Origin of the sequence: Acidovorax sp. LjRoot74 (assembly GCF_964254355.1) — a bacterium.
GTDB lineage: Bacteria > Pseudomonadota > Gammaproteobacteria > Burkholderiales > Burkholderiaceae_C > Acidovorax.
Map to the genome: position 1 here is coordinate 3,596,530 of NZ_CAXUTI020000001.1, position 23,253 is coordinate 3,619,782.

Annotated in this window: 41 protein-coding genes and 1 pseudogene; 7 read left to right on the forward strand and 35 right to left on the reverse strand. The window is 62.6% G+C overall.

Annotated elements, in window-relative coordinates:
• Positions 1-54 precede the first annotated feature (54 nt).
• The 33 genes and pseudogenes from ACSQ3O_RS16895 to ACSQ3O_RS17055 all read right to left on the reverse strand — a co-directional run bounded on the left by ACSQ3O_RS16895 (position 55) and on the right by ACSQ3O_RS17055 (position 18,781).
• Positions 55-378 carry a DUF1799 domain-containing protein gene (locus ACSQ3O_RS16895; protein ID WP_436141141.1) on the reverse strand — a complete coding sequence of 108 codons (324 nt, stop codon included), beginning with the start codon at positions 376-378 and terminating at the stop codon, positions 55-57.
• A complete protein-coding gene (locus tag ACSQ3O_RS16900) occupies positions 375-758 on the reverse strand; it encodes a phage tail assembly chaperone (protein ID WP_436139753.1) in 384 nt (127 codons plus the stop codon). Before ACSQ3O_RS16900 ends, ACSQ3O_RS16895 begins: the two co-directional genes overlap by 4 nt.
• Positions 759-862: 104 nt before the next feature.
• Complete coding sequence (locus ACSQ3O_RS16905; protein ID WP_436139754.1) at positions 863-1,504, reverse strand: phage tail tube protein; 642 nt, start codon at positions 1,502-1,504, stop codon at positions 863-865.
• 126 nt (positions 1,505-1,630) lie between these two features.
• Positions 1,631-1,984, reverse strand: coding sequence for a tail completion protein gp17 (gene gp17 / locus ACSQ3O_RS16910; protein WP_436139755.1), 354 nt, complete (start codon positions 1,982-1,984; stop codon positions 1,631-1,633).
• Positions 1,981-2,406 carry an HK97-gp10 family putative phage morphogenesis protein gene (locus ACSQ3O_RS16915; RefSeq protein WP_436139756.1) on the reverse strand — a complete coding sequence of 142 codons (426 nt, stop codon included), beginning with the start codon at positions 2,404-2,406 and terminating at the stop codon, positions 1,981-1,983. Before ACSQ3O_RS16915 ends, gp17 begins: the two co-directional genes overlap by 4 nt.
• Before the next feature lie 7 nt (positions 2,407-2,413).
• Positions 2,414-2,731: a phage head closure protein gene (locus ACSQ3O_RS16920; protein WP_436139757.1), complete on the reverse strand. Its 318-nt coding sequence runs from the start codon at positions 2,729-2,731 to the stop codon at positions 2,414-2,416.
• Positions 2,731-3,282 (reverse strand): head-tail connector protein, encoded by a 552-nt coding sequence (locus ACSQ3O_RS16925; protein WP_436139758.1) that lies wholly within the window; start codon positions 3,280-3,282, stop codon positions 2,731-2,733. The genes ACSQ3O_RS16920 and ACSQ3O_RS16925 overlap by 1 nt, the downstream gene beginning before the upstream one ends.
• A 145-nt stretch (positions 3,283-3,427) precedes the next feature.
• Complete coding sequence (locus tag ACSQ3O_RS16930; protein ID WP_436139759.1) at positions 3,428-3,682, reverse strand: hypothetical protein; 255 nt, start codon at positions 3,680-3,682, stop codon at positions 3,428-3,430.
• Between the two features lie 9 nt (positions 3,683-3,691).
• Positions 3,692-5,071, reverse strand: a complete 1,380-nt coding sequence (locus tag ACSQ3O_RS16935) for a hypothetical protein (RefSeq protein ID WP_436139760.1) — start codon at positions 5,069-5,071, stop codon at positions 3,692-3,694.
• The gene (locus ACSQ3O_RS16940) at positions 5,064-5,240 is read right to left on the reverse strand and encodes a hypothetical protein (RefSeq protein ID WP_436139761.1); all 177 of its coding nucleotides are present in this window, start codon (positions 5,238-5,240) and stop codon (positions 5,064-5,066) included. Before ACSQ3O_RS16940 ends, ACSQ3O_RS16935 begins: the two co-directional genes overlap by 8 nt.
• Before the next feature lie 45 nt (positions 5,241-5,285).
• Entirely contained in the window at positions 5,286-5,909 is a 624-nt protein-coding gene (locus ACSQ3O_RS16945) for a hypothetical protein (protein WP_436139762.1), read from the reverse strand.
• A 47-nt stretch (positions 5,910-5,956) separates the two neighbouring features.
• A complete protein-coding gene (locus ACSQ3O_RS16950) occupies positions 5,957-7,198 on the reverse strand; it encodes a phage major capsid protein (protein ID WP_436139763.1) in 1,242 nt (413 codons plus the stop codon).
• Positions 7,199-7,288: 90 nt separating this feature from the next.
• Positions 7,289-8,287: a head maturation protease, ClpP-related gene (locus ACSQ3O_RS16955; RefSeq protein WP_436139764.1), complete on the reverse strand. Its 999-nt coding sequence runs from the start codon at positions 8,285-8,287 to the stop codon at positions 7,289-7,291.
• Entirely contained in the window at positions 8,284-9,570 is a 1,287-nt protein-coding gene (locus tag ACSQ3O_RS16960) for a phage portal protein (protein ID WP_436139765.1), read from the reverse strand. Before ACSQ3O_RS16960 ends, ACSQ3O_RS16955 begins: the two co-directional genes overlap by 4 nt.
• Positions 9,567-11,240: a terminase large subunit gene (locus tag ACSQ3O_RS16965; protein WP_436139766.1), complete on the reverse strand. Its 1,674-nt coding sequence runs from the start codon at positions 11,238-11,240 to the stop codon at positions 9,567-9,569. The genes ACSQ3O_RS16960 and ACSQ3O_RS16965 overlap by 4 nt, the downstream gene beginning before the upstream one ends.
• Positions 11,240-11,464 carry a hypothetical protein gene (locus ACSQ3O_RS16970; protein ID WP_436139767.1) on the reverse strand — a complete coding sequence of 75 codons (225 nt, stop codon included), beginning with the start codon at positions 11,462-11,464 and terminating at the stop codon, positions 11,240-11,242. Before ACSQ3O_RS16970 ends, ACSQ3O_RS16965 begins: the two co-directional genes overlap by 1 nt.
• 194 nt (positions 11,465-11,658) lie before the next feature.
• Positions 11,659-11,868 (reverse strand): HNH endonuclease, encoded by a 210-nt coding sequence (locus ACSQ3O_RS16975; protein ID WP_436139768.1) that lies wholly within the window; start codon positions 11,866-11,868, stop codon positions 11,659-11,661.
• A 104-nt stretch (positions 11,869-11,972) separates the two neighbouring features.
• Entirely contained in the window at positions 11,973-12,191 is a 219-nt protein-coding gene (locus ACSQ3O_RS16980; protein ID WP_436139769.1) for a hypothetical protein, read from the reverse strand.
• A gap of 2 nt (positions 12,192-12,193) precedes the next feature.
• On the reverse strand, positions 12,194-12,472 hold the full coding sequence (locus ACSQ3O_RS16985) for a hypothetical protein (RefSeq protein WP_436139770.1): 279 nt from the start codon (positions 12,470-12,472) through the stop codon (positions 12,194-12,196).
• Positions 12,473-12,908: 436 nt separating this feature from the next.
• A complete protein-coding gene (locus ACSQ3O_RS16990; RefSeq protein ID WP_436139771.1) occupies positions 12,909-13,574 on the reverse strand; it encodes a hypothetical protein in 666 nt (221 codons plus the stop codon).
• A gap of 10 nt (positions 13,575-13,584) precedes the next feature.
• Positions 13,585-13,839, reverse strand: a complete 255-nt coding sequence (locus tag ACSQ3O_RS16995; protein WP_436139772.1) for a hypothetical protein — start codon at positions 13,837-13,839, stop codon at positions 13,585-13,587.
• Positions 13,836-14,369, reverse strand: a complete 534-nt coding sequence (locus tag ACSQ3O_RS17000; RefSeq protein ID WP_436139773.1) for a recombination protein NinG — start codon at positions 14,367-14,369, stop codon at positions 13,836-13,838. The genes ACSQ3O_RS16995 and ACSQ3O_RS17000 overlap by 4 nt, the downstream gene beginning before the upstream one ends.
• 38 nt (positions 14,370-14,407) lie before the next feature.
• Positions 14,408-14,818 carry a recombination protein NinB gene (locus ACSQ3O_RS17005; protein ID WP_436139774.1) on the reverse strand — a complete coding sequence of 137 codons (411 nt, stop codon included), beginning with the start codon at positions 14,816-14,818 and terminating at the stop codon, positions 14,408-14,410.
• Positions 14,811-14,936, reverse strand: a complete 126-nt coding sequence (locus ACSQ3O_RS17010; protein ID WP_436139775.1) for a hypothetical protein — start codon at positions 14,934-14,936, stop codon at positions 14,811-14,813. The genes ACSQ3O_RS17005 and ACSQ3O_RS17010 overlap by 8 nt, the downstream gene beginning before the upstream one ends.
• Before the next feature lie 270 nt (positions 14,937-15,206).
• Positions 15,207-15,398: a hypothetical protein gene (locus ACSQ3O_RS17015; RefSeq protein WP_436139776.1), complete on the reverse strand. Its 192-nt coding sequence runs from the start codon at positions 15,396-15,398 to the stop codon at positions 15,207-15,209.
• Positions 15,395-15,616 (reverse strand): hypothetical protein, encoded by a 222-nt coding sequence (locus tag ACSQ3O_RS17020; protein ID WP_436139777.1) that lies wholly within the window; start codon positions 15,614-15,616, stop codon positions 15,395-15,397. The genes ACSQ3O_RS17015 and ACSQ3O_RS17020 overlap by 4 nt, the downstream gene beginning before the upstream one ends.
• Positions 15,613-16,395: a hypothetical protein gene (locus ACSQ3O_RS17025; RefSeq protein WP_436139778.1), complete on the reverse strand. Its 783-nt coding sequence runs from the start codon at positions 16,393-16,395 to the stop codon at positions 15,613-15,615. Before ACSQ3O_RS17025 ends, ACSQ3O_RS17020 begins: the two co-directional genes overlap by 4 nt.
• Positions 16,388-16,801 carry a hypothetical protein gene (locus ACSQ3O_RS17030; protein WP_436141180.1) on the reverse strand — a complete coding sequence of 138 codons (414 nt, stop codon included), beginning with the start codon at positions 16,799-16,801 and terminating at the stop codon, positions 16,388-16,390. The genes ACSQ3O_RS17025 and ACSQ3O_RS17030 overlap by 8 nt, the downstream gene beginning before the upstream one ends.
• A gap of 300 nt (positions 16,802-17,101) precedes the next feature.
• Positions 17,102-17,398: pseudogene (locus ACSQ3O_RS17035) on the reverse strand (helix-turn-helix domain-containing protein); the annotation flags it as partial.
• A complete protein-coding gene (locus ACSQ3O_RS17040) occupies positions 17,284-18,018 on the reverse strand; it encodes a hypothetical protein (protein ID WP_436139779.1) in 735 nt (244 codons plus the stop codon). The gene ACSQ3O_RS17040 and the pseudogene ACSQ3O_RS17035, both read right to left, overlap by 115 nt.
• Positions 18,018-18,272, reverse strand: a complete 255-nt coding sequence (locus ACSQ3O_RS17045; protein WP_436139780.1) for a hypothetical protein — start codon at positions 18,270-18,272, stop codon at positions 18,018-18,020. The genes ACSQ3O_RS17040 and ACSQ3O_RS17045 overlap by 1 nt, the downstream gene beginning before the upstream one ends.
• A 26-nt stretch (positions 18,273-18,298) precedes the next feature.
• On the reverse strand, positions 18,299-18,505 hold the full coding sequence (locus ACSQ3O_RS17050) for a hypothetical protein (RefSeq protein ID WP_436139781.1): 207 nt from the start codon (positions 18,503-18,505) through the stop codon (positions 18,299-18,301).
• 45 nt (positions 18,506-18,550) lie between these two features.
• The gene (locus ACSQ3O_RS17055) at positions 18,551-18,781 is read right to left on the reverse strand and encodes a hypothetical protein (protein WP_436139782.1); all 231 of its coding nucleotides are present in this window, start codon (positions 18,779-18,781) and stop codon (positions 18,551-18,553) included.
• Positions 18,782-18,911: 130 nt separating this feature from the next.
• Here ACSQ3O_RS17055 and ACSQ3O_RS17060 point away from each other — a divergent pair, with 130 nt between their 5' ends.
• Positions 18,912-19,199 (forward strand): hypothetical protein, encoded by a 288-nt coding sequence (locus ACSQ3O_RS17060; RefSeq protein WP_436139783.1) that lies wholly within the window; start codon positions 18,912-18,914, stop codon positions 19,197-19,199.
• Positions 19,200-19,417: 218 nt separating this feature from the next.
• Here ACSQ3O_RS17060 and ACSQ3O_RS17065 read toward each other — a convergent pair whose 3' ends face one another.
• Together ACSQ3O_RS17065 and ACSQ3O_RS17070 are read right to left on the reverse strand one after the other, a co-directional pair.
• Positions 19,418-19,660: a hypothetical protein gene (locus tag ACSQ3O_RS17065; protein ID WP_436139784.1), complete on the reverse strand. Its 243-nt coding sequence runs from the start codon at positions 19,658-19,660 to the stop codon at positions 19,418-19,420.
• A gap of 3 nt (positions 19,661-19,663) precedes the next feature.
• Complete coding sequence (locus ACSQ3O_RS17070; protein ID WP_436139785.1) at positions 19,664-19,924, reverse strand: transcriptional regulator; 261 nt, start codon at positions 19,922-19,924, stop codon at positions 19,664-19,666.
• A 19-nt stretch (positions 19,925-19,943) separates the two neighbouring features.
• Between ACSQ3O_RS17070 and ACSQ3O_RS17075 the strand changes: the two genes are divergently transcribed.
• From ACSQ3O_RS17075 to ACSQ3O_RS17100, 6 genes are all read left to right on the forward strand, one after another.
• Positions 19,944-20,672, forward strand: a complete 729-nt coding sequence (locus ACSQ3O_RS17075; protein WP_436139786.1) for a S24 family peptidase — start codon at positions 19,944-19,946, stop codon at positions 20,670-20,672.
• 8 nt (positions 20,673-20,680) lie between these two features.
• Entirely contained in the window at positions 20,681-21,175 is a 495-nt protein-coding gene (locus tag ACSQ3O_RS17080; RefSeq protein ID WP_291440018.1) for a zinc ribbon domain-containing protein, read from the forward strand.
• A complete protein-coding gene (locus tag ACSQ3O_RS17085) occupies positions 21,172-21,462 on the forward strand; it encodes an HNH endonuclease signature motif containing protein (protein ID WP_436139787.1) in 291 nt (96 codons plus the stop codon). Before ACSQ3O_RS17080 ends, ACSQ3O_RS17085 begins: the two co-directional genes overlap by 4 nt.
• Positions 21,463-21,496: 34 nt before the next feature.
• On the forward strand, positions 21,497-21,913 hold the full coding sequence (locus ACSQ3O_RS17090) for a hypothetical protein (protein WP_436139788.1): 417 nt from the start codon (positions 21,497-21,499) through the stop codon (positions 21,911-21,913).
• Positions 21,914-22,782: 869 nt separating this feature from the next.
• Positions 22,783-23,028 (forward strand): hypothetical protein, encoded by a 246-nt coding sequence (locus ACSQ3O_RS17095; protein ID WP_436139789.1) that lies wholly within the window; start codon positions 22,783-22,785, stop codon positions 23,026-23,028.
• Positions 23,029-23,059: 31 nt separating this feature from the next.
• Positions 23,060-23,251 (forward strand): hypothetical protein, encoded by a 192-nt coding sequence (locus tag ACSQ3O_RS17100; RefSeq protein ID WP_436139790.1) that lies wholly within the window; start codon positions 23,060-23,062, stop codon positions 23,249-23,251.
• The last annotated feature ends 2 nt before the right edge of the window (positions 23,252-23,253 follow it).

Consider the following 23,253-nt stretch of genomic DNA (forward strand, 5'->3'; position numbering starts at 1 on the left):
ATGAAAAAGGCCCGCCGAAGCGAGCCGGGAAATAGAAAAGCCACCCGGAGGTGGCTATTTGTCGGAGCGGTTCTCGCTCATCTGCTTGAGGGCGGCCATTTCAAGGACCCGAAGATCCTCAAACATATCGCTCCACTCTTCTTCTGTTTTTGCAGCTCTGTCGATGAGTGGGTATGCCGCCTCGTACCTGAGACCGGTGGCCCCGCCCATTCCTACGCTCCACTGCGTTTGCAGCGCGCAGAACATAGCGAAGACCTCCCAGTTTTCGGGCCACACTTCTATGCACTCATCCTCTTGACGCGCGGCCAGGGCTGCAAGGAAGGGATTTCCAGAGACATCCTCTTCCTTGGCATAGAGCGCAGCCCCTGCCGCTTTCAGTTTCCCAGGCGGCCTTCTGTGACTGCGGTGCGGTAAGTTTCCATAATCGCGGCAGCTGCAGCTGGCAACTCATCAGCAAGCTGTTGAACATTGGACTTGTTCAGATCTTCGTCCAGGTTCCATCCCTGCAGAACATCAAGGATGTAGTCAGCATTAGCGCCAGACGTGCGATCCATCAGGTCAGCCATGGAAAACTTTTCGCCGTCATCTTTCGGCGTTGCACCGGCCGCCTCGATCAGCTTGTCGATGAACTCGCCGAACTCGCTTTTTGTGCGGTACTTGAACACGCATTCGATGGTGCCCTTACCACCTTCCAGCATGTCAAAGGAAACAGTCTTTTTGAACGATGCGGGGCGATTGCCCAACTTGATCTTGGCCATGATTTACTTTCTTCGCAGGGTTGAAAATGCCCGTGCGCACCCACGCCGTCCCTGCGAAGGAACGAACGTGGATGCGTCGGTGCTGGGGTGGCTTTCGCCGGGGGTCAGTACGTGAGCGAGCGGCCGATGACCGTCATGGCGGCGTCAACGGTGTTGACCTGGTTGCTGTTGAGCTTTGGCATTTCGGACACGTTGAGGTAGCCGTAGCCGTAGGTCACGGCGCCGCCAGAGATGACCTGCTTGAAGGCCACCTTGGACAGGTTGCGCGAGATACCCAGCATGGTCTGGTAGTTCGCCTGGTTGGGGTCGTGCGCCAGGGACAGCGTGATGCTGGTTGCGTTGAAGCCAGTGGGGATGCGGAGGCTGTTGCGGCGCGCCAGCAGTTGCACATCGGTGAAGCGCGCATCACCACCCGACCCGCTGATCGTCAGCACCTGCGGAATGGCGGTCCAGCCGCTGATCTTTTGGGCGGTGCCAGTGCCGGTGCCAACCGGGTAGAAGCCGGTGTTCGTGGTGTCGATACCGGTGAGGCTGAACGTGTCAGCCGTCAGCACGGTGATCTTGACCACGGTATCGGTCACATCTTCCCAGCCGGAAGTGATCAGGATTTCATCGCCAGTCGTGTAGCCGTGGGCTACGCTGGTGGCCACTGCGGGATTTGCGTTGGACAGGGCGGTGATGTTCTTGGCAGACGCAAAGGTCTGCGAGAACTGTTGGCTAGAGCCTTCGGGGAAATACAGTGCCATGGTGAGGGCCTTTCAGAAATGAAAAAACCCGCTCTGGGCGGGTCGGGTTGCTGCCCTCAACGGGCATGAAAAAGCCCCGCCCGGTTTCCCGAGAGGGGCTTGCTTGGTCGGCTTTCGCCTAATCAGTTATCTGGCTGCCCAGATCGAAAAGCGCTGGATGCGCCCGCAAACTTCCGGGTCTTCGTCTTCGCCCGGCGATGGCTCACCCAGCGGTGACGCGGTAAACACAGTCGTGAGGCAAAGCGCGTCTTCGATTGCGCGGATCATGGTTAGAGCCTCTTTTTCGGTCGCGCTCCACACGCTGATTTGCACAGCAGTGTTTCGCTTGTCGGGGGCTGTGTTGTCCAAGTAGCGCAGCGACTCGCCGCCAAAGCCCAGATACGTTACAAAAGGCTTGGCAGTGCCGAACGGCGCCACCTTCACAAATACGCGCGGGCACACGGTCTTGAGCAGCGTCGAGAGGTCGGCTTCCATGCTCATTTGTTGACCTCTTCCAGATAACGCGCCTTGATGGCCGCACGAACTTGTGTGCGGGTTTCGACCACCGCCTTGCTGATGAACGGATGTGCCGCCGTGCGGCTGGTGCCGTTGTGGACGATGAACCCATACGGCGCCTCACTCTTGTTGAAGCTGATGTGGTACGTGCTCACGTCCTTGAAGCTGTTGTCCTTGCTAAACACCTGATAGATCGAGTCCCGCAGCGTGCCGGGTGCATAGGGGCCGTACTTGCGGCCCCGGATGTAGAAAAAGTGGCTGTCCTGCGAGACTGGGGCGTTAATGCGCGCGCGCTCATAGATGATCTGTGCGCCTGCCTGGGCCGCCGGGCGAGTGGCCGCGTGCAGCTTGTCCACCTCGGCGCGCAGACCTTCCTTGAAGGCCGCCACGTTCATGCGGACGCCCATGCCCATTTCAGTTCACCACTTCGCAGATCAGATCCAGGAACTCGCGCCCCGACACATCGGGCATCACCGCCTTGATGTCGTAGGCCTGCAGGTTGTGCACCACGCGCATGCCCGCGTTCACGCCCGCCCGGTAGCGGATGCGCACCGAGGCGGCCACCACCGACACGGGCGCGCCAGCCTTGATCGACTCCAGGCCGGACTTCATGCGGATGTCGGCCCACAGCGTGGCCACATCCGTCCAGCCGGGGATGGGCTGGCCCAGCTCGTCTTGGGCGGTGCCTGGGGTCTGCAGCACGCAGCGGCGGTTGAGGCGGCCGGCTTGCATCAGGCGCCCCAGTACCGGAACGGATCGAGCAGGCGCTCGGCGAAGCCGTGGGCCACCACCGGGCGCTCAGCCGATCCTTCGCGATTGGCGTACATCTCACCAATGGCCAGCAGCATCCAAGCCTTGAGCGCGTGCGCGGGGGCTGCGCTGCCTGCTGTGTATTCCACGGTCACGGCGTTGATCTGGTCGCGCGTTTCCGGCCAGGCCTTGCCGAAGGCGGGGACGATGTAGCCAGGCGTGCTTGCGGCATCCACCAGGTAATCGAGCGGCGATAGCGTCTGCTCCACCCCGGCCGCGTCGAGGTACTTCACCGACTCGACAGACGACACCGGGCCGCGCTGCAGCTTGATCGCATCCGGGAAAGCATCGAGAGTCAGGCGCCAGCCAGTCACAGGCACGGCGCCATCGATGCGGTCTTCGCAGGCCTCGCGGGCAGCGGAGATCAGCGCCGCAATCAGCGTGTCTTCGTCGTCGCTATCAACCCGCAGGTGCAGCTTTGCCTCGGCCAACGTTACTGGCTCTGTTGGCGTGGTGATGCGTTTGGGGTTCATCGCTTGGTGTTCTGCTGGTTGGGCCGTTTGGTTTCCGTCGCTTGTGGCCGCGTGCTCTGCTGTGTGATGCGGGCGTACCCGCTACCGGAGGGGGCGCGCTTGTAGATAGGGCCGCCCTGTTGGTTGAACAGCAGTAGCAGCACGGTCAGTAGGCGAACGTCACGGTCTGCATCTCGGTTTCGTAGTCAATGACCACGGATGCAGAAACGGGAGCAATTTCATTGATGGTGGCCACGCGCACGGTGATGTCGCCCGGCTGTGCGGTCGCCAGGCCGGGCAGGTAGCCAATGGGCATGACTACTGTCACACCATCGTCCGGGGTGGTGCTTTCATACGACATTTCGCCGTTTGCCACGCCGTCAATATCGCGCGAAACAACAATTACGGTGCAAGGCTTCATGGGGGTCTTTCAGAGGTACGAGGTCAAAACCTTGACCTGGGATGCCGCTACGGCGGTTGTGTCGGTGTCGGCGGCCAGGTTGGTGATGGCCAAGCCAATGCCTGCAGAGAATCGGTGGCCCATTGGCCCAAGGTCGAAATCCACATTGCCGCCAGCGGGGACCACCAGCACCAAGGCCGGCACATCAGTGCCCACCGTGGGCGCCGTGGCCTTGTTGTAGAGCTTGATAAACGCAGCAGCGCCCCCGGTGTTGCTCGCGCCGATGTTGTAGAGCGTGCCCGCGCTGCCCTTGACCACGGTTGCGTTGGTGTTTGCGGCGCTGTTGATGTTCGACGGCGACGGCGTGGCCGGTGTGTTGGTCGTGGTTCCCGCAGAAGTCAGCGAGCCGGAAACTGGCTGGGTTCCGCTAACCTGCGCGCCGGGGATGGGCTCCGTTGCATAGGTGCCGGGAATCAGCGTCCAAACCTGCGCGCCAGAGGTCCAGGCCGTGGCGCGAATGCGGAAGTACCGCAGTGCGTTTACCGACAATTCCCACGCATACGCAGGGGCCGCAGCCAGCACGCCCGTGGTGGTTTCAATCGTGTTTGCGTTCGACCGGATGGCCTGCACTGCAAACCAGTTGCCGTCTGTTCCGTTGGTCGAATTCAGCGAGCCCTCGAAGGTGCAGTTCACACCGGCAAATGTCCCGGCGCAGTGGATCATCAGGTTCGAAAACCGCTCGGTGTTCACCACCACCGTGCTGGTGGCGCTTGTGACGTTTCCGACCGTGGCGGCGTAGCTGGCAGGTTTGCTGGCCACCTTGAGGCGGCCCTCTTCGTCCATGTTCAGCGTGTTCAGGTCGCCATCGGCAACCGTGGTGCTGTCGCTGTCGCGGCGCTTTGCCAGGATGACATAGCCCGGCGCGCCGTCAACAAAGGGGGCGTTGTGGCTGCCCACTGCTGCCGCGAGCGCTGCGATCAGTGTTTGCACGGCCCCTAGAGTGGTTTCGGTGGCGGCTCCAGTCGGGAGCGGTAGCGCCGCAGCAGATACCGACACAGCGGATGCGCGCAGCTGCGCATCGGTCAACGGCTGGGTCAGTCCAGTGTCTGCGCTGATCGCCTCCAGCGCGGCCATGGTTGGCCCATCAAGCGCCACCGTGCCCGATACGGCGCCCGTGTTGATCGTGCGCCCTGCCAGGGTTTCTGCGGCGGCTTTGATTGCCTCGGAGGCTGCCAGCAGCGCGGCGGCCGTTGACTCCGTAGCCGCGCCCGTGGGCAGTGGCAGGGAGGCAGCGCTCACCGGCTGAGTAGCTGGCAGGTTGGCGACTTGCACCACTTGGCGCATGGCGCCACCAACCTCCACTGCTTCAACGACGGAGCCCGTGCCGGGCAGGGTGACATTGTCAGGCATTCAGGCTCTCGGCGTAGGCCACTGCGTCAGGGTGTGCGTCCAGTTCGCCAGAGGCTTCGGCCTCAGCGGCGGGCACGTCCACCACGTCATTGACCTTGCCGTAGGCACCATCGACCAGAACGCGGGCCTTCACGGTTTCTGCGGCGGTAGGAGTTTGGTTCTTTGCCATGTTGGTCCCTTCGGGCGTAAAAAAAGCACCCGGAGGTGCTTTGGTTTAGTTGGCCAGGCTACTCCTGGCAGATAGTGCTTTTGCGAAAGTCACCACGACTTCATCCGACCATTCGGACTTGGCCATGTTGTAGATCCAGCAGACCACCCGACAGTTGCCCTGCGTGTAGCCCAGCTTGCTGTCAACGCGATCCACCGATGGTGCCCAGGGGTGGAACCGAGAGCCCGGGGGCTTGCTCAATTCCATCGGGATGCCGGTGACTTCGCAAACTCCAGCCTGCAGACGTTCTGCAATCCATTCGCGCGTCAGATCGAACTCCCGGCCCGACTTGGCGGCTCGCGCCCTGATCCATGTCAGCAGCTTGCCAGCGCGCAGAAAGGTGTCTTGCTGCAACCTTTCGCGATGGGTGGCGCGGTACTCGAGCCACTTTTCCTTGTTAGCTGCGTAGTAAGCACTTTTGAGCGCTGCTGCGGCCTTCTTATTTGATGGAACCGCCAGCCGTTGACGCTGCAATTCCGCAGCGCGTTCGGCATGTTTTGCATAGTGGGCCTTGCCATTCGCGGACAGGCATGTCCTGCAGATATAGCTGCGTGCTCTAGCCAATCCATCGGTCCAGTTCTCGCCAAGCACGAGGGGAACTGAACACTTTCTACAAGAAGTTTGTGCCATCTGGAGGGGTCTTTCGTTGACCCCTCCATTATGCAATCAAATACTACTTATGTAGCGGAGTTAGCATAATGTTTGATCGCGCCGCCGTTGTCCACCATGTTTGCGCCGGAGCGGCAGAAGGCGACGAAGCCCACCTGGCCCTTGAGCGTGAATGCGGAATCGGTCATGCGGAACAGAGTCACGTCCATCACGTCACGGATCAGGAACTTGCTGAAGTCACCGAACAGGATGGACTTCGCGTTCGCAGCCATGGCAGCCATGTACTGGTTGATCACGATCTCGCGGCCCAGCAGGCGGTCGGGTGCGCCGCCGGGGTTGCCGGTTTCGTAGCCGGGAACGAAGATCGGGCGGTTCTGGCTGTCCTTGATCTTGCGCAGCGCCTTGAGGGTGCTGTCGTTCATCATGTAACGGCAGTTCGCGCGGTAGGCCGGGTCGATGGAGTGCTCCAGGTCCACCAGGTCGTCGTAGATGACGCTGGTGGTCTGGCCGGTTGTGCCGGTCTTGCCCACGGTCGATGCCGTGACCACGCCGCGGGGCTGGCTGCTGCCGGTGCCCAGGACGTGGTGACGGTCTTGGATGCGGCCCAGGCGCAGGCGCAGCAGGTTCTGGATGTACGCCTCAATGTCGAACATCGAGTCCTGCAGCAGCTCGAAAGGCAGAGCGATGCTCTTGGAGCTGTACTTGTAGACGTCCAGCGATGCCTGGCCGAAGGTCGTTTCGAGAACGGCCGCCGTGGTGTTCTGCGCCAGCAGTTCGCCTTCTTCCGCAGTGGCGTCGGTAGTGGGGAACAGCATCTGCGCACCGGTGGAGGTGCGGATGTTGCTGGCCACGCTGCGCACGCTGCCCGTTGCCTTGAGGGCTTCGATCAGTTGACGGCTGAATTCCGTTGCAACGGTGAATCCACCCTCAGAGCCGGTAGTGGTGGACATGGCCGCGCGAATGTCTGGGTTCTGGCGCGCAAACATGGCGTTGCGCTGCTCTTGCGTCAGGGCAGACAGGCCGCCCGAGAGCATGGCGCGCAGGGCAGAGGCTTCGTCGGACGCACCGCCGTTGCGGGTGGCTGCGTTCATGGCGGCTTCGTGCTCGGATTGCGCGTCACCCGCAACTTGGTTGATGCGGTTTTCGCGGGCGATTTCGCCATCGATGGCTTCGACTTCTGCCAGCAGGGCGTCCAATGCAGAGGCATCGGATGAATTCATGCGCTGGTCAGAGGGGGTCTTGGCGTTGAGGTCGTGGGCGGCCTTAGCCTTGGCGTCGCGCTGGGCGCGCAGTTGTGCAAGTTTGCTCATGGTGAGCCTTTCTTTGATGTGACCGCTCGCGCAAGTCGTGGGGACGAAAAAAACCGCCTCAAGGGCGGCTGTTTCAGTTGCGCGAGGCGCTTACTGATGGGTGAGGCGGGCCAGCAGGCTCAGGCGCTGCTGCTGGCGCTCGCAGTGTTCGTCGGTGATGTAGTTAGCCTCCATCTTCATGGGGCGCTTTTTCTTGGCGGCAGGTGCGTTCGATTGATCGAGCCACGTTTGCATCAGCTCGATTTCGCCAGCCTGCGCGGCAATGACACCTTCGGCCAACTTGATGACCTTCCCGCTGCTGGCTTTGGGCATGACGGCCTTAGCCATTTCCAGCGCCATCTCGTGGTGCGGGATCATGTCCTGCAAAAACTGCGCCTCGTCGGCGTTCAATTCGGCCTCAACCTGATCGGCCTCGGCCTTCGGGGCGTTCGCGAAGGCGTCCAGCTTCCAGTCAGCGGATGCCTTGGCCTTCTTGCCGCTGGTGTTCACGCGGTCTGCGAAACCGTTGTCCACGGCCTGCTCAGCAGTGAACCAGGTTTCGGCGTCCATCCACCCACGGATGGCGGCTTCAGGCTTGCCGGACTTCGCCATGTAGGCTTCGAGCATGCCGCCGTCCACCTTCTCCATGAGGTCGGCGAGCGCGCGCAACTCATTGCGGTCGCCCATGGCCATGCCCTGGGAGTTGTGGATCATGTACTGGGTTCCGGCGCCCATCACCACCTCGTCGCACACGGCCAGGATGCCCGTGGCGGCGCTGGCGGCCACGCCGTCGACCTGGCCGACCAGGCGCACGCCGCGCTCGGACGCCGCGCGCATGGCGTTCATGATGGCCTGCATGGCGAACACATCGCCGCCAGGGCAGTTGACGCGCAGCACCAGGGTGCCGTCCTTCACGCCGTCAATGGCGGGCACCATCTCCTGGGCGCACACGTAGCCGAACAGCTCGGCCAGCATGCGGCTACCCACAATGGGGTCGTACAGGTAGACGGTAGTCTCGCCGCCGTCCTTCGTGGCCGCTTCGACGCGCGAGCGTGCCTTTCCATCGGGGCGGCGGTTGTCCAGCAGCAGCTGGAGAAGTTTCATATTCATGGGGGATTCCCTCCTGCGTTTTGGCTGCCTGCCTGGCCGGGGTTGATTTGCAGGTTCTCGTTTGGCGGCATGTTCTCCAGGCGGCGCACTTCGTCGGGCTCCATGAACGGCATTTCGCCCGCGCGGCCCAGGGCGATGCGATAGGCCTCGTAACGGCCCTTCAGGTCGCCGCGCTCCAAGGCTGCGGTGATGTGTTCCACGAAGTAGCGCTCGCGCACCGGCCACAGCTTGCGGTTCAACTCCTGCTGCATTGGCGTCAGGTGCCGCTGCAGGGTGTAGCGCACGAAGCCGATGCCCATGTTCTCAACACCGGAACCAAAAGAAGTTGTTTTTTCGGTGTGCCCCACCATGAAAGGCGGTACGCCGAAGATGCGGCAAATTTCTTCGACCGTAAAAATCCGAGTCGCCAGAATTTCGGCGTCCTTGCTATCCACTGACAGCTTGGCCGGTTCAAGCCCACCGGACAGGATCAGCGGGCCCTTGCCGCCGTTCTGTGCGCGCGCCAGCAGTGACGCCTTCAGCTCCTGCAACTGCTTCAGGTCCAGCTTCGCCGCCGTTTTCAAGGCGTAGTCGAAGTTCGCGCCCCCATTGAAGAACTGGCCGCTGAACTCCTGCGCCGAGATGGCGGTGCCGATTGACTCGCGCGCCGCGTAGGTGATCGGGCTCGGGCTGGTCAACCCGTCGAATCCCAGGCTTGGCAGGTGGATCATGTCCGCGCTGTCCAGCGTGTATGGCTTGTCACCGTTCGGTGTGACTCGGTACAACACCCGGCCATTGCTCTTGAACGGCTGCACCGTCAGCGGGTGCAGTGGCTCCCACCCGTACACCTGATTGCTGCGACTGGTGCGCAGCAGGCGGCCGAATCCATCCCCGTAGAACAGCTTTGCGCTGATCAGGTACTCAATGGCCGCCGCAGAGGTCCACCCGTCGCTGGCCTGCTCGTTGAACAGCCACCAGTAGGGGTGATCCGCCTTGTCGCGGCCCTCCTTGGTGCGTTCAAACACTCCCAGCGGAAGTGTCGAGATTGCTCCGGCCAGCAGGGAAACGCAGCCATATACAGCAGAAACCCGCATAGAGGTTTCCGCCGTCACATTGGCGCCTGAAGAAGAGCGCGACGTGGCACCAAGAAGGCTCGAAAGCTCGGCCAGCGTCAAGCTACCGGTGCTGTTTTCGCCCAGGGCAACGATGCCCGCGCGCGACGCCGCGCCGTCTCGGCTGGCGATCCAGTCCCCAAGGACTCGGCTGCCTTGCGGCTTGGCGGTCAAATCCAGGAGCTGGGTCATGAATAGAGGTCGATTGAGTGAATTTCCGGCGTCGCTGCCGTTACCGGGTTTAGCGACATGAGGGTGACGGCGTTGAACAGCGCCATCAGCGGGTCGATCTTTGCGGACCCTGCGGCCTGCTTTGTGATGATCACGGCGTTGCCTCTTGGCTCCACCTTGGCATTGCCCACGCACCAGGCCATCATGGGCTGGCCACCATGAACCAGCACTCCTTCGGCCAGCTTGCGCTCTGCCGTCTTGATGGCGCCCGTGAGCTTCCAGCCCTGGGACACGCCGATCAGCTTTTCTTCGGGGATTCCGGCCTCGGCCAGGGCATCCACGATGCCGCCCAGCCCAGCGGGGTCACACCCGATCTTGTCCAGCAGGCCGCGCGCATAGATCAGCGCGCAGATGCCTGCCACGTCTTCCACGTCCTCGCCGATGTTCTTCACCAGCGTGAGGTTGCCGTCCTTGGCGAAGTCCTGAAACCGGGCGGCTTCCTGCTTTCGGCGCTCCAGCACGGAGGGGTGGGCCCAGGCATGCGTCCAGGTCAGCCACTCGCGGGTGTTTTTGTCCCGGCCGACCACGGCAAGGCCCAGCAAGTCGTCCAGGCCGCCGCCGTCGATTCCGACGTCCACCACTTCGGAGCGGTCGAGCAGGTCGTCCAGCGTCAGCCCGGGGGCTTTGGCCTGCGGTTCCCAGAAGTCGGCACCGGCCCAGCGGTCGCTGCGCAGGTTGAGGCCGATTTCCACGTTGGCGTGCTTCGCCATGAAGCCCCGGAAGGAGTCCCCACCGGCCAGCTCTGCCTTCTTGAACTCGCGCTCCAGGAATGCCTGGTCAACCGAAAACCCCATATTGGGATTCACCATGGCCATGTTTTCCAGCTTCAGGCAGTCGCCGTTGGCCACCATCTCGGGAGGGTGCTCGAAGATGACGGGCACGAAGCCCGGGTCGATCACCTTGCCGTCGCGCACGTCGCGGGCGTAGTCCAGCTTCTGCTTGAACACCCCGGCCGGTGGCTCGTCGGACTGGGTTGTCAACCAGATCACGAAGCCCTCGGGCCGTGACGCCAGGCCCCCCAGGGCCTCCCGGAACATGTTCTCGGCGCTGGCCATCTTGCCGAACAGGTGGAGTTCATCCACCAGCGTGCCGACCGACTTCTTGCCTCCGACTGTGTTCTGGTCGGCCGCCAGCACCTTCAATGCCGCCCCGCTCTCGCGGTGGGTGATGGTCTTGATGTGCGTTTGCACATGCATCAGGACTTCGAGGTCTTCATCCTTCTGCACCATGTCCCGCGCCGGAGCGAAGGCGTTGTTTGCCACCTCCACCGTGGGCGCCAGGACGGAGAACTCGGCCGACTGCCGCCAGTTCAGGATGACCGCTGTCATCATGATCCCGGCCGCAATGGTCGATTTCGAGTTTTTCTTCGGGATGAGGATGAACCACTCGGTGATCAGCCTCCGCCCGCTGTCCGCGTCATATGCCCCGAAGATCGAGCGCACCAGGTCGAACACCCACTCGGCGCACGACTCGCCGAAGGTCGGGCTGCCGGGGGCGTCCACGATCTTCAGCTGCTTGAACACGGCCAGGGCCTGCTCTGCCTGCTCCGGGAAGATAGGCGGCGGGATGATCGACTCGCCCGCGCGCAGCCGCGCCGCCCAGTCTGGGCAGCTTGTTGACCACTCGGGCATCAGACCTTCTTACCGCCGGCCGCAACCAGCTTCGGGGGTGTGGCCGTGGCGAACTTGCTGGCCACCTTCTTGGCGGCGTCGGCCTGCTCTTGCTTCTTGCCTCCGTTCTCTGCCCGGCGCACCTGGGCAGAAAGCAGGGCCTTTGCCGCGTCCACGCGCAGCTTGGCGTCCGTGCCGCTGTCGTTCATGACGGCCTTCAGGAACTTGTCCGGGTCGTCGTACACGGTCGAGAGGGGTAGATAGACCGGCTCTTTCGGCTTTGGCCCAGAGTTGGGCCGGGCTCCGCCGCTGCGCCCCTTCACTCCTGCCATTTGAACTCCATTTGAACTCCCACCATGGGAGCTTTTTTGTCCGCGTGGGAAACGGCGGGGTTTCGGCCGGGTGCACCCTCCAAAGATTCGACACCCCCCTCCCCTGCTCACTTCCCCGCTCTGTCCTTCGCCTCGGCCTTGCTCTTACGCGTGTGGCAGCCATCCGGCCCACCGCACAGCGTCTGCAGGTTGTCATCGTCGTTGCTACCCCCAAGGTCGAGCGGCACGCGGTGGTCTACCTCGTTGTCCATGCGCACAATGCCGCAGGACTGGCAGGCGTAGCCATCACGCAGGAGGATCCGGCGGCGGGTTGCCATCCATGCATCGCCTCGGACGCGCGGGGTTGTTCCTGCCTTGGTCTGTAGGGCGGGCAGTCTGGTGGTTACCACTGATGCCAGCCTGTTGGGTAGGCGGGAGAGCTTCACTGGTAAGCCTTGGGGATGATGGCCTCGCCTGTGTGAAGGAGCGCCAGGCTGTGGCTTTCGGCTTGGTCGGTGATGCTTCTCAGGTATGCAGCAGCATCCTCCGCACACGCGAACGTCACAGAGCCTTCGCCACAATGCTTCAGCACCTTGCGCACTGCGATGGTCGTTGCCATCTGCATTTGGTGCAGCTTGCGGATGGTGCGTGTGGATGCCATGGTCAGGCCTCGCGCAGCCGCTTGAACTCTTCGCCGCTCACCGTGCGCTGGATGATCTGCTTGGCGTGAAGCGTCAGCACGACCTGGGGCGCAATCTGGCCTGGGCCGCTCGGGAACTGGATGTCGAGCACCCCATTCACACGGCGCCCGTCGATGAACAGCAGGCCGCCAACTCCGGTCGTCACGAACTCAACGACCGGCGCTTCCTTCGTCTCAGGCGCTTTCTCATGGAACACGCGCTCTACGTCCTCGCCAGCCAGCTTCACACGAATTTCGGACATCTGGTTCCCCAGTTAAGAGCCCTTCGGACTTACCCCACCATGGGGCAGAGCTGACCGTGACGCTTCCCAGCACCGAGCTTCCGGCGGAGACCCCGCGACCGCATAGACCCGGCGCTGGTTGCCAGTGGGCGGAGGGGTAGATGAAAGGTTGCTCAGCGCAGGACGATCCAGGGCAATCAAGGATGTGTCTGGCGGGGCCTGGCTGAGCGAACATGGTTGCCCAGCAGAAGCGCTTGGCGCGACGGCAAAAGCTCTTTGGCTGCGACTTCTGCGGGACAAACGAAAAAGCCCGCGTGGCGAACCAGCGGGCTTCAAAAATTCAGGGCGAGTTCGCCCATCTACCAACGATCCATGCCGCTACGGGCTGCACATGGCTCACTACGACAGATTGGCGAGGCGCGAGAGAATCAGCATTCTCTGCGGCCCTCTACCGCAATCATACACGCCCCATAGAGTTGTGCAAGCGTTTCCCGATGCTCGTTCGCGCGAGTTGTACGCACATATCCATCCAGTTCGCCAGCCTGCGCCCCGCCTCCCCGTGCGGAATCCGTAACTTCCCCGTCGCACCGCAGGGCTTGCACTGCTTGCTCGACAGGCGGCCCGTGTCCGGGATCACCTCGAACTTGCGGCCGTGGCAGGCGTGGCAGTTGGGAGCCAGCCACCAGCGCAGCAGCGCGCCCGCCACCTGCTCGGCGTCTTCCACCTTCCATTTCAGGAGCTGCAGGGTCAGCTGCTCACGCACCGCAGGCATGGACTTCAGGTGCGACATCAGGGCTTTGGCCTGCTGGCGGTTGAATTCGGCGGCCAGCTTTTCGGCCACGGCGCGGGCCATTGATGGCGTCTGCGTGAGGGCAACTGGCTGGCGCGCGCGGGCCGCCTGTGCAAAGTCTGCGCCAGTGGTGGGCCGCAAGTGCTCGGCTCCGTCCCACTCGGTGTGCAGGCGAAGCAGAGCGGCCCCGATGCGGCTGGGCGACCAGCCAGCGGCGATCAGCAGATCCGTATCGGAGCGCGGTGCGCCCTCGCGGGTGTCGCAGCGCAGGTCGGAGCTGGCCGTGGCCGATGCGTAGCTTTCCTCAATGGTGCGGCGTTCGTCTTGGTACATGGTCTCCCTTTCAGTTCATCCAAATCGTGTGCAGAGCTGGCCGCAGGCGGATGGCCCGGGCCACGGTTGTCTCAATGGGTGCCGGTTCATCAGGCTTGGCCGGTGGGGCCTGTTCGTCCTGAGCTGGCAGCCCTTCGTAGACCGTGAATCGGTGGAGGTTGGCGCACTCGATGCGGCGGGCTACAGCACCTGTGTGGCGGCGGCGGGTTTCCAGGACTTCGGTCCAGGCGCCGCAGATTTCGCAGCGTGGCGGCTGGAAGGTCACTTGCGCAGCTCCTTGAGCTTTGCACGGTAGGTGTCCCGGATGGCCCGCAGCTGATCGTGCATCCACTTGCAGGGCGTGTTGTCCGCTTCCAGGGCGGCCACCCGCTCTTCCCCAATGCGGGCTACTACACCAGCGCGGAAGGCTGCGTATGTGGCGCCTCCCGGGCGGTTGCAGTTCTTGCGCTGGGCGAAGCAGTTGTCTTCGTTGAAGCGCAGGTGGCCAGCAGCGCCGCGGCTGCGGAAGTGCCCAGCATCCACAGATCCGCCAGGCTTCATGGGCTCGAATGGCTTGCCGCAGCAAATGCAGGGCTGGCCTTCGTCCCTGGCACGGATGTAGGCATTAAAGGCGGCCTGAGCTTCGGCGATCAGCTCGGGGATGCGCTTGGCGGCCTCCTTGCGGCGGCGGTCTTCGGCCTTTTCCACCTTGGCGGAGGCGCGGGCCTGCTTCTCTGCCTTGCGTTTCGCCTTGGCTTCCTCGGCTTCGGCGTAGGCGTCAATGCACTCGGGGTGGATGCGGACGCCCTGGTCCATCTTTCCCTTGCAGTGAGGGCAGCGGGTGCGGCGGAAGGTCATGCGTACGCCCTCCCCGCCGACTTGTAGACCGGCGTAACGCCCGACTGGGCAGCCATGGCGATCAGAAACTCCAGCCACTCGCTGAAAACCTTCTTGCCCATGGTGCTGGTGCGCTGCGGGAGCATGATCACCTTGCCATCGAAGGCAGCCATGCGCATTTCGCCGTTCCAGCAGGCGGTCAGCACGTCTTTCCAGTCGTCGTCTGTGACCCACTGCATCGCCCCGTTGATGCAGAGTTGCTTCTGCTGGGCGAAGCCTGCCAGGTAGGGCCATTGGGCCGCGTTCTGGTCCAGGCTGCGGGTGGGTTCCGAAACAGTTACGCAGTAGCCATCGGGGGCGGTTTCAACTTCCTGCACGGCCAGCCGGCGGGCGGTGGCGTGCACCAGCTTGAAGGTGCGCTTATCCATGGCGCACCCAATCGCGGTAGGCGGCCGATGGGGTGTCACCGATGCCAAGATAGCGGTTCGGGATGCCCTTGATGCCGCAGTGCCAGACACCGTAGACCAGCTTGATGTGTGGTTTCACTTCAGCCACTCCTTGGCCGTGAGGCCGACAACTCGACAGGCGCGAGCTGCCACTCGGCACGCTTCGCCATTGATCTGATTTCCGCCTCGGGCAATCCAAGCTCCAATGCCTGGGCCAAAGCTGAACGACAGCGTTCTGCCTTGGTTGAAGGGACCAGGGGCAACCGGCGCTGGATGTACTGAATGCGCCTCGCAGCACAGTGCAAGCAGCCGTCGGCGAAAAGGCGGTAGTTGGCCGGGTCGGGCCGCGCGTCGTTGCAGCAGTGGCATGTCATGCATGGGCACTCCCGAACAGATCCAAGGTGCGCGTATCCCGGCAAGCCTCAGATGCCCGCCCCCGGCGCTTGATCTCGATCAGCCCAGCCTTGCGCGCGCACACGCGGCCGAATGGCTGGGCGCCGATGACCACAGCGGGGTGCAGGGTGACGCGGCCGCAGCGGGCGCAGTGCAATTTCTGGGTCATACCGGGCTCCCGAATGCACGGGCGCGGCCCTTCGCCGTCAGCCGGTAGCGGCAACGGAAGTGCTTGGGCCCGCCTGGGGTGTCCAGGTCGCCCGAGCGCTTGAGTTCGTCGATGGCCTGCAGGACGTGAAGACGCTGGCCGCCCATCACCTCGAAAATCTCGTCGCGGTACAGCGGCTCCACGGCCAGCAGCTTGCGGAGTGCGGGGGCGCGGGTCATGCTGCAATCCCTTTCGCCATGGCCTCATCAACCCGGCGCTGGGTTTCAGCCTTGCGGCGCTGCAGGTCCTCTTCGTCTGCGCGCAGCTGCTGCTCACGGGCCAGGCGGCGGCGCTCGGGCGCTGTGGCCAACTCTTCGCGCAACTGGGCAAGCCGGGCGCGCACATCAGGAGATGCGTCCGCCGTGGGTTCGACCTTTCCGGTCAGAAGCGCAATGGGCTGAAATCCGGGGGTGAAGCCCAGGGCGGGAAGGTGCTCAGCGGCCTTTTCCTTGGTCAGGTAGCCAAGCTGCACGGCCTTCTCCACGGCCTGGCCGCGCAGCTCGCCATCCCAGCCGATGGAAACGGTGACCTCGGGCAAGCGGCGCTCATCCCGCGCGGTGCGCACCAGGCGCTCGTAGGCGCTGATGAAGGCCATGCGGGCGCCCACCATGTCGCCCTCGGCCGCCACATCGCGGGCCACACCCCAGGCCTCGGCCATTTCGCTTGTCCACACCACCGTGGCGCGCTCATCAAGCGCGTTCAAGGCCATGGCCCAAGCCTCGTTGGCGCCGGGGCGGCCCATCACTTCGTCAATACGGTCCAGGATGGCCTTGGGCGTCAAGCGGCCGGTGTGCTCGGTGCGAACGCGGGCCATGGCCTTGGCCAGCACGTCGCGCGGATAGACCGCCAAGTCTTCGGCCAGCATCGCGGCAGAGGTTGGCTTGATCTCCTGGCCCAGAAGTTCAGACGTGCCGACGATTTGCTGCACCAGCCATTGCATATCGTTGTCATCAAGCATGAGCTGCGCTCCGTTTTGCGCGGATCAGGGCCATAGCCTCGTCCGCAGCGTCATAGTTCGCCTGGGTCTTGTCGGCCTGCTGGGCCCGGGTGGCGGTCATGGCCTGGCCGGTGGCCCACTGGGTGCGGTAGCCCTCGGCGCCCGCCAGGAGCAGGCCCACGTCGTGGCACTTGCTGACCACGAACCGCTCGGTTACGCGGTCTACGTAGAACTCGGCCACGGCTGGCGATTCGGCATGCCCGATGCGCAGCACGAACTGCTTGACCTTCGCGTTCACCGACTGGTTGCGCACGGGCTTGGCGCCGTAGCGGCGCTCGTAGGCATCGCTGTACGCGGTCCAGGTTGCCCGGCAGGCTGCCTGCAGGGCAGTTTCTTCTTCGTCCACCAGCTCAGCCTTGACCTTCACAGCAGGCGGCGAAGCTGGCTGCAATGATTCAGTGACGGTTCCTTGATGGTTCAACTGATGATTTGGGTGCGCCATTTGCACCCCTAGAGGTGCGCCATCTGCACCACCCGGTGCGCCATCTGCACCACCCGGTGCGCCATCTGCGGGGGGTGCGCCATTTGCACCCGGTGCGCCATCTGCACCCCTTGGCTTTGTGCGTCCACGGGCTGCGGGAGCCTTGGAAAGGTCGAAGCGAGCGGGGGTAATGGTGTAGCTGGTGCTGGTGTTCGCGCGGTAGGTTCGGAAAACCAGGCCCACGGCCTGCAGCCATGCGAGCGCGTCCTGCACCGCGCGCTCCGACAGACAAGTGCGCTTGGCAATAGTGCCCACGCCCGGCCAGCACACGCCGTCGTCGCTGGCCTGATCAGCCAGAGAGATGAGGACTGACTTCTGCGCAGGCGACAGCCCCTCCAATGGCCAGCAGGCAGCCATGATGATGGTGCTCACACAGCCTCCCACACCCGCGCGCCACCACGGACGTTCGGCGTTGTCAACGCGCGCTCTGGGCCCCACCCAGCTTTCAGGCGCGCGCAAAACGTGTCGTATGAAACCGCGCATCGCGCGTCTTCAGACCAGGCCACGACGTTCTTTTCCTCGCCAAAGATGGCCAACAGCTTGGAATTGCTGCGGTTGCGTGCCTGCTCGGTCATCGTGGCCCAGCGGCAGTTTCCTGGCTCGTAGTTCCCATCGTTGTTGATCCGATCAATCGAGTGGCGATCGGATGGACGATCTCCCATGTCCGCAAAGAAGCGCTCGAAGCTATGCCACTCAGTGCAGACAGAGATTCCTCGCCCGCCGTAGTGCTTGAACGACTTGTGGCTAGGGCGCTCGCAACGACGGATCATGTTGAACCAGATGCCGTAGATGGGGTCTTTGCTCTTCCCGTGTTTGACGATGGCAGCGCGCGCTGCAAAAGTCCGCCGCTCTGCTCCATAGCATCCGCAGCTCGACGTCTGGCCGCAGTTCAGTTGACGCGTGCACACGGTCGTGGAGTTCCCGCAGTCACAGGCGCAGTTCCATTGCACGCTGCCGTTGCGAGATCCTGCGACCGACAGGACAACAAGGCGGCCGAAGCGCTTGCCATGAAGGTCAACACGGAGCTTTTTGTATCGGGAGCGCTCAGCTGCGAGAACGCTGGAGAGTGGGTCGCTTGCGCGGACCAGGTGCTGGGCTTGCATCACTTGGTGCCCCCTTTGCTGATGCGCTTGCGCTTGTCCACGCTTGCCTGGGACTGCAGGCGGTTCTCGATGGAGATAGCGCCTTGAGTCCGGGGCTCCAGAGTTACTGTTGCGTTGCCCCGGGCATCCAGCGCGCGAATAGAACCCTGGGCCGGTGCGCGGCTGGTGTTGGTGCGGCGTGGCTCTGCGCTGGGCATGTCGATGCCGCGCGGGCGCACCGACAGGAAGGCGTTGAGTGGAAGGCTGTGATCCATGGTCGTTCCTCGCGGTATCCGCAGAGTTACTTTTGGTTGGCTGAGGGGAAACGGAAAAGCCGCGCCAGGGGGTTAAGGCGCGCGCGCCGCTGCAGCTGGCGCGAGTGCTCGACAAGCATCTGCAGGCATGCGTCATCAAACGAGACGCATCGGCGCTTTGCTTCACTTTCAATAGCTGAAAGTGCTTGCTCAGAAAGGCCGGAAAGATCGATAGGCGTTGGCTGCTTGGTCATGCTTGGCTCCGGCTTTTGTTGTTGGGAAGTTCATGGCCCAACAGCTCAAGCCGCCAGCAGTCCACCAAATGCATTCCTGTCAACCCGAGAAGGGGACAAAGAATTGCGCTCATGACGTTTCATCTGAGCCAGTTCACGCAGAGCCTCCCGGTACACCGCCGCAGGCTCGCCGCCGCCGTAGTAGTCCACCAGGAACTCCAGGTCGGAAAGTTCTTCCTCGTTCGCGCGCAGCATGGCGATGGGTTTGCGCAGGAGGGTTCGATTGCGAAGAGTCATGGTGGTGGCTCCGGGTGGTTTTGTTGGGTTGGGTTGGTGGGTATCGCCGCTGGCGATTTAGGGATGGGTGCCCGCCCTCTTCCGCTGGACAATGGGAGTGCAACCAACCAAGCCAACGAAAGGGGCAGACATGAACGGAGAGATGAGCGATTTCGAGATGGACGTGTACACACGCTTCATGGCGCACGAACTGCTTTTGAAGCAGCTGTACGTGCAGTTCGCCAACATGACGGAGAACCGCGAGGAAACGCTGACGCTCCGGGAGCAAGCGCTCAAGGGCGTCTTTGCTGCTCTGCAGCCGGATGCCGGGAATTCGGAGCCTTGGCGCATCAAGCTGCTCCAGGTCCAGAAGCAGTACGGCCCGGAGATGATTCAGGAGTTTTTTCAGAGCGCGAGGTCAAATCTGCCCAAGCGGTAGGCACCACAGCATTGCCTTCATGCACAGTGGCCAGCATGTCTTTCGGGATGTACTGGCCGCTGCGGCCTTCAAGCAGCGCGCGGATGGCCTTCAGCTCCAACAAGATCAGGGTCAACGCATCCGGCGCTGGCTCGCAGCTGCATGGCAGTTCAATCGCGCGGTCGGAATCAATGAACGCGACATGGGCGAGGCCCTTGCCGCAGTTCGGGCAGCGGTTATCAGCCATGTGCGGCCTCCTTGGTCTTGCGGGCTTCCATTGCCTCGTTCAGCAGGGCTGCCGCCTTTGTGAGCTGAGAGTGATTGATGGCAATGCGCAGGGTCAGAACCATTTCAGTGCCGTCGAAGCCGGTTCCCTCTTGGAACACGTGGAGAAAACCCTCTTCACGCACGACGGCAAGAAGGGCATTGGTGAGATGGACGGGGCCAAGAATTCGGCCAGTTCCGGACTTGTCGGCGGCCATGGGTTACGCGGCCTCGGTGGTGGGCTTGGCTTTGCGGGCGGGCTTGGCCAGCTCGGGCCAGATCAGGTGCCAGTCGTCGGGGCGCAGGTCGCGGCGGGTGACGGCGCCTTTGGTTTCCCGCTCAAGCGCGGACGCCAAGACTGGCGACGCAGCGCGGAAGCCGGAAGCCACATTGCGAAGATGACCCACAGTCGCACCACTGGCAGCCGCGAGATTTGCTTCCTTGGCTGGGTCAAGCGAAGCGAGATGGTCTTTGAGGTTCATGCCATCATTACATCAAACGATGTTCTTATTGTCAACATCGTTTGATGTGCGGCGCCTGATTGAATGCACCATGGCAAAAACTCGCGCGCCCGATCCGCTCAACGATTTCCGCCGAAGCGCCTTGCAGAAGTTCTGCGAGTCGAAAGACTGGAAGCACCCAAACGGACGGTGGAAGAACGCAGAGATCGCAAAGTTTTTTGGCCGCCCATCGCAGCAGATCACGAATTTGCTGACCGGTGTGGGCAGCTTTGGCGGGCATATCGCCAGAGAACTTGAAGGCGCCAGCCACGGCGAGCTTTCGATGGGCGAACTTGACGGCCTGACCGACGACACCGCGTTTGAGGATGTGCCTCGGATAGATGTGCGCCTGGCTGGCGGCGATGGCGCAATTGCGGGCTACGAGGAAGTAATCGGCAGCCTCAAGTTTGCAGGTGGGTTCTTGCGAGACATGCGGGTTTCCCCATCAAAGGCCCGCATCGTCAGCGTGCGCGGTCACAGCATGCACCCCACCGTTCCAGATGGCTCCGTTCTACTCATCAACACGGCGGAAGCCGCTAAGGAGCCGGTACATGGTCAGATATTCGCCCTGGCCCGCCCGCATGAGGGACTGAGCGTCAAACGACTCAAGCAGGAGGATGGATACTGGTTTGCCACCTCGGACAACCCCGCCGGGCCGCGATTCAGGATTGACGATGGCGAACCTGTGAAAATCATCGGCCGGGCCCTATGGATGGGCACTGTTTTGTAGGCTAAATCATGGCACTCATTGCATGCGCCGAATGCGGCAAGGAAATCAGCGACAAGGCGGCGGCCTGCCCGCACTGCGGTGCGCCTGTCGCGAAGGCCGCTGCGAACAAGTACGGGCCGCCAGGCGCCAAATCGAAGGCCTCGCCTTGGCCTGCAGCCATCTCAATCTCCATCTTGGCAGTGATCGCCGTCTCTTACTCTCAGCTGGGCGGCGGCTCTAAGTCGAAGGAGCGGGACTACGAATTTGGCGCCAAGATGGCATGCAAGGAGGAAATCAAGAAGCGTCTCAACGACCCTGGGTCTGCAGAATTCCCGAGTGCCGACAAGTTTTTTGTCACTGAGATCACGCCGAAGTCTTCGTATTCAGTCACTGTCGAAATGCGGGCAAGAAATGGGTTCAACGCTCTGCAGCTGACGCAATTCAGGTGCGTGATTGCTGACCTGTCGTACCCGTCAGATGGCGGCTATACATGGCGGGGAACTGTTGCCGAGGTCAAGCCTTGAAACTTGTCGCGGGCTTGCTTGCGGCTGTATTGGCAACATCAGCAAACGCCGTAATAGAACGTGACCGCGCCCAGGTGCGGGCCTTCCGCGCCGAGAACCCCTGCCCCGCCACCGGCCGCACGCGCGGGGCCTGCCCTGGGTGGCATGTGGATCACGTCATCGCCCTATGCGCTGGCGGCGCCGACCGGCCCAGCAACATGCAGTGGATCACAAGGGAAGACCACCGGTTCAAGACGCTGGTGGATGTGAAGGAGTGCCGCAAGTCGCGGAGCCTTGTTGAACGGTAGCCCGCACGGTGCTGGGCAAGTGGGAGGATGGGTGATGGATTCTGAAAAAGGGGCGCTACCGAAAAAGTCGCTCAAAACGCTGCACCTCCATGCCAAGCCGGCAACAGAGGAAAAGGCGCCGGAGCCTGCTGGCGAGATCATCGCCCCCTACATCCTGGACAGGATGCTCCCCAAAACACCGCCTGCGCCAATCAGCATGCGGCTTGAGCAGATTAGGTCGGAGAGTGATGATGATCTGATGAAGTGGCTGACCACAGAGTCAGCGCACCCGACACGCCCGCTTGATGAGGGCACAAAGATGGCGATCACAACAGAGTTGATGCGCCGCCAGGCAATGAAATTCGAGCGACCACCATGGTGGAAGGATCGCAACTACTTGATCGCCCTGATCGCCGCAATCGGCGGCGTAATCGCAGCCGTCCCCGTTGTGGTGGACTGGCTCAAGAAGTAGCGGCTCCAAACGGCGGGCCACTGCCCAGCAAGGATGATGGCGTTGCTCACCAGAAGCGCCCACAAACACACCAGAATGATTCGGTAGCTGCGCTTTGACATAAGCACCGCGCCGGGCGGGATGTACCCCCACTCTCCGCGATCTTCACACCCGCCCTGAGCGGGTTTTTTTTCGCCTGTCGCTTCTGTCATCTGTGGCTCCTGTTGCGCGCCGGGGTGGCGCTGGCAGAAATTTTACCGAAAGAACATCGTTTGATGTTGACATGAAGAACATCATTTGATGTAATTCAACCCATCGCAGCAAAACGCAGCGACAGGGTGAGCGGATCGGCGGTCACCTGGAGTTCTTTCAAAACACGCACGCCGATGTTGCTGGCCCCACCTGCGGGGCCTTCGTCCGGCGAAAGAGCACTTCGGGCATGGGCCGAAGGTATGCGCCGCCATGATCCGAGGCGGTTCCCAGTCCGCCAAAGCGCGGTAAACGGGACGGGAACCCCGCAAGGGGCTGACACCACGGAAACGGTGCTGCATGTTGATGCAGCGACACGGCTACCAGATGCCCGGATGCCCTCGCAAGGGGGCCATCACATCAGCGTCACGAGCTGGCACTGATGTGATGGTCAGCGCAGGCGCCCGTTGCCTTGGAGTGGCGCGGGCCGAAAGTTCGGCAGTGAACAGGCAGCGTATCTGCCTCGGGTTTGTATCCCTGCGGGCCTGTGTTCGACCATCAACACCTACGGGCAAAAGCCAAATCACAAACCTTGGAACGGAGCGTGAACCACCAAGGCGAGTAGCCCACCCTCTCCCTCCCCTCCTGCCTTGCGCAGGGGTTCGCCCCGCATGTCGGGGCGTTTTTATTTGGAGCGCTCCATGACGCATGAGCAGATGAAGAAGCTCGCTGCCCGCCTGGACGAACTGGCGCGAATCTCTGCCGAGCGCGACGCAGCCAGCGCTGCGCATGAAGCAGCCAGCCGCAGGTGGAATGAAGCGCGCACGAAATACGCGCGGCTACATGCGGAGGTCGTTGACGAGTTCGGCGAAGAGAACGCGCCGGCCTGGATCGACCTTTATCACGGGCCACGCGCCCAAGCCACACAACCCCAGCCCTCCCAGTGAGGGCTTTTTCTTTTCCCGCCCAGGAGGCGCAATGCAAAACGTAAACCCCACTGTGCGCCAGTTCGTGGCGCCCTTCGCCCCACCACCGGCCACGCCCGAGGAATTTGAAGCCCTGCGTGTCCGGGCCGACCTGGAGCACCTGCAGCACCGCGAGGCCTCGCGCAATCACCGCGCCCTGGTCGATCAGGTGCAGCACAACGCGCACATGGGGGTGTGGTCGTGAAG

Excerpts from the sequence above, each read along its gene's own strand:
- ACSQ3O_RS16945 (WP_436139762.1), bottom strand. The coding sequence starts at position 5,909 with ATGGCACAAACTTCTTGTAGAAAGTGTTCAGTTCCCCTCGTGCTTGGC.
- ACSQ3O_RS17100 (WP_436139790.1), top strand. The coding sequence starts at position 23,060 with ATGCAAAACGTAAACCCCACTGTGCGCCAGTTCGTGGCGCCCTTCGCC.
- ACSQ3O_RS16940 (WP_436139761.1), bottom strand. The coding sequence starts at position 5,240 with ATGGCAAAGAACCAAACTCCTACCGCCGCAGAAACCGTGAAGGCCCGC.
- ACSQ3O_RS16935 (WP_436139760.1), bottom strand. The coding sequence starts at position 5,071 with ATGCCTGACAATGTCACCCTGCCCGGCACGGGCTCCGTCGTTGAAGCA.
- ACSQ3O_RS16990 (WP_436139771.1), bottom strand. The coding sequence starts at position 13,574 with ATGTACCAAGACGAACGCCGCACCATTGAGGAAAGCTACGCATCGGCC.
- ACSQ3O_RS17055 (WP_436139782.1), bottom strand. The coding sequence starts at position 18,781 with ATGACTCTTCGCAATCGAACCCTCCTGCGCAAACCCATCGCCATGCTG.
- ACSQ3O_RS17000 (WP_436139773.1), bottom strand. The coding sequence starts at position 14,369 with ATGGACCAGGGCGTCCGCATCCACCCCGAGTGCATTGACGCCTACGCC.
- ACSQ3O_RS16950 (WP_436139763.1), bottom strand. The coding sequence starts at position 7,198 with ATGAGCAAACTTGCACAACTGCGCGCCCAGCGCGACGCCAAGGCTAAG.
- ACSQ3O_RS17020 (WP_436139777.1), bottom strand. The coding sequence starts at position 15,616 with ATGACCCGCGCCCCCGCACTCCGCAAGCTGCTGGCCGTGGAGCCGCTG.
- ACSQ3O_RS17040 (WP_436139779.1), bottom strand. The coding sequence starts at position 18,018 with ATGCAAGCCCAGCACCTGGTCCGCGCAAGCGACCCACTCTCCAGCGTT.
- ACSQ3O_RS16975 (WP_436139768.1), bottom strand. The coding sequence starts at position 11,868 with ATGGCAACCCGCCGCCGGATCCTCCTGCGTGATGGCTACGCCTGCCAG.
- ACSQ3O_RS16930 (WP_436139759.1), bottom strand. The coding sequence starts at position 3,682 with ATGAAGCCTTGCACCGTAATTGTTGTTTCGCGCGATATTGACGGCGTG.
- ACSQ3O_RS16905 (WP_436139754.1), bottom strand. The coding sequence starts at position 1,504 with ATGGCACTGTATTTCCCCGAAGGCTCTAGCCAACAGTTCTCGCAGACC.
- ACSQ3O_RS17060 (WP_436139783.1), top strand. The coding sequence starts at position 18,912 with ATGAACGGAGAGATGAGCGATTTCGAGATGGACGTGTACACACGCTTC.
- ACSQ3O_RS16925 (WP_436139758.1), bottom strand. The coding sequence starts at position 3,282 with ATGAACCCCAAACGCATCACCACGCCAACAGAGCCAGTAACGTTGGCC.
- ACSQ3O_RS16920 (WP_436139757.1), bottom strand. The coding sequence starts at position 2,731 with ATGCAAGCCGGCCGCCTCAACCGCCGCTGCGTGCTGCAGACCCCAGGC.
- ACSQ3O_RS17005 (WP_436139774.1), bottom strand. The coding sequence starts at position 14,818 with ATGGATAAGCGCACCTTCAAGCTGGTGCACGCCACCGCCCGCCGGCTG.
- ACSQ3O_RS16965 (WP_436139766.1), bottom strand. The coding sequence starts at position 11,240 with ATGCCCGAGTGGTCAACAAGCTGCCCAGACTGGGCGGCGCGGCTGCGC.
- ACSQ3O_RS17070 (WP_436139785.1), bottom strand. The coding sequence starts at position 19,924 with ATGAACCTCAAAGACCATCTCGCTTCGCTTGACCCAGCCAAGGAAGCA.
- ACSQ3O_RS16955 (WP_436139764.1), bottom strand. The coding sequence starts at position 8,287 with ATGAATATGAAACTTCTCCAGCTGCTGCTGGACAACCGCCGCCCCGAT.
- ACSQ3O_RS17095 (WP_436139789.1), top strand. The coding sequence starts at position 22,783 with ATGACGCATGAGCAGATGAAGAAGCTCGCTGCCCGCCTGGACGAACTG.
- ACSQ3O_RS17045 (WP_436139780.1), bottom strand. The coding sequence starts at position 18,272 with ATGGATCACAGCCTTCCACTCAACGCCTTCCTGTCGGTGCGCCCGCGC.
- ACSQ3O_RS17050 (WP_436139781.1), bottom strand. The coding sequence starts at position 18,505 with ATGACCAAGCAGCCAACGCCTATCGATCTTTCCGGCCTTTCTGAGCAA.
- ACSQ3O_RS16980 (WP_436139769.1), bottom strand. The coding sequence starts at position 12,191 with ATGGCATCCACACGCACCATCCGCAAGCTGCACCAAATGCAGATGGCA.
- gp17 (WP_436139755.1), bottom strand. The coding sequence starts at position 1,984 with ATGAGCATGGAAGCCGACCTCTCGACGCTGCTCAAGACCGTGTGCCCG.
- ACSQ3O_RS17090 (WP_436139788.1), top strand. The coding sequence starts at position 21,497 with ATGGATTCTGAAAAAGGGGCGCTACCGAAAAAGTCGCTCAAAACGCTG.
- ACSQ3O_RS16900 (WP_436139753.1), bottom strand. The coding sequence starts at position 758 with ATGGCCAAGATCAAGTTGGGCAATCGCCCCGCATCGTTCAAAAAGACT.
- ACSQ3O_RS16915 (WP_436139756.1), bottom strand. The coding sequence starts at position 2,406 with ATGGGCGTCCGCATGAACGTGGCGGCCTTCAAGGAAGGTCTGCGCGCC.
- ACSQ3O_RS17075 (WP_436139786.1), top strand. The coding sequence starts at position 19,944 with ATGTTCTTATTGTCAACATCGTTTGATGTGCGGCGCCTGATTGAATGC.
- ACSQ3O_RS17065 (WP_436139784.1), bottom strand. The coding sequence starts at position 19,660 with ATGGCCGCCGACAAGTCCGGAACTGGCCGAATTCTTGGCCCCGTCCAT.
- ACSQ3O_RS17080 (WP_291440018.1), top strand. The coding sequence starts at position 20,681 with ATGGCACTCATTGCATGCGCCGAATGCGGCAAGGAAATCAGCGACAAG.
- ACSQ3O_RS16985 (WP_436139770.1), bottom strand. The coding sequence starts at position 12,472 with ATGTCCGAAATTCGTGTGAAGCTGGCTGGCGAGGACGTAGAGCGCGTG.
- ACSQ3O_RS17015 (WP_436139776.1), bottom strand. The coding sequence starts at position 15,398 with ATGACCCAGAAATTGCACTGCGCCCGCTGCGGCCGCGTCACCCTGCAC.
- ACSQ3O_RS17025 (WP_436139778.1), bottom strand. The coding sequence starts at position 16,395 with ATGCTTGATGACAACGATATGCAATGGCTGGTGCAGCAAATCGTCGGC.
- ACSQ3O_RS16960 (WP_436139765.1), bottom strand. The coding sequence starts at position 9,570 with ATGACCCAGCTCCTGGATTTGACCGCCAAGCCGCAAGGCAGCCGAGTC.